Raw genomic sequence first — 721 nt, 5'->3', positions numbered from 1 at the left:
CAGACTTAATGACCAGAGCCAACGCTCCGGGCAACAGCTTTGCTTTTTTGATGGGCGGCGTGGCAACGGACTACACCGAGATCATGGTGATAAAAGAAACAACCAGCTCCTGGAAAACGGCGCTGTTTTTACCCTTGCTGACGCTGCCACAGGTGTTTGTCGTTGCCTGGCTGCTCAATGTGAGCAGCTAGCACCAGCAAAGCCTAAGACAGAATATCCAGAAACTGCTCTAGCTCTTGATCCGTGGTATTGAAAGAGGATACTAAACGCACCAGCGTTGCGTTTTCTCGAGCGATACCCTTAGAAAGAAAACGCTCAGGCCATTCCCCAAATATCGCTCCGGCATCACGGAGCTCTTTTATCTTTTGATTGTCGATAAGGGCAAACACCTCATTACCATCAACTGGCCAGATGACTTCCGCAAATGCGCTGGCCTCGATACCCGTCATAATACGTCGCGCTGCTGCATTGCTTTTTTCTGCCAGCCCGCGCCAGTGATCAGCCTCTAGCCACGCACAAAACTGCGAGCCGAGTAAGCGCCCTTTTGACAACAAGTGCCCCGCTCGCTTTCTACGGAATTCAAAATCTTTCGCCAAGCTCTTATCGAAGAAAACAACGGCCTCTGCGGCCAGCGCGCCGTTCTTACTTGCACCCAAACAAAGCACATCCACTCCTAGCTTCCACGTCATTTCTGCGGGTGTACAGCCAAGCCCTACCAATG

1 protein-coding gene and 1 pseudogene are annotated in these 721 nt (G+C 51.6%); one reads left to right on the top strand and one right to left on the bottom strand.

What is annotated here, in order from left to right; genetic code table 11:
- Positions 1-191: pseudogene (locus tag A3750_RS04985) on the top strand (ATPase); the annotation flags it as partial.
- A 12-nt stretch (positions 192-203) separates the two neighbouring features.
- On the opposite strand, the gene A3750_RS04980 reads toward A3750_RS04985, so the two are convergent.
- On the bottom strand, positions 204-721 hold a 518-nt coding region (locus tag A3750_RS04980; RefSeq protein ID WP_231871722.1), incomplete at its 5' end, for a low specificity L-threonine aldolase.

Source organism: Oleiphilus sp. HI0079 (assembly GCF_001635105.1).
This window is presented reverse-complemented; position numbering and strand designations above follow the sequence as displayed.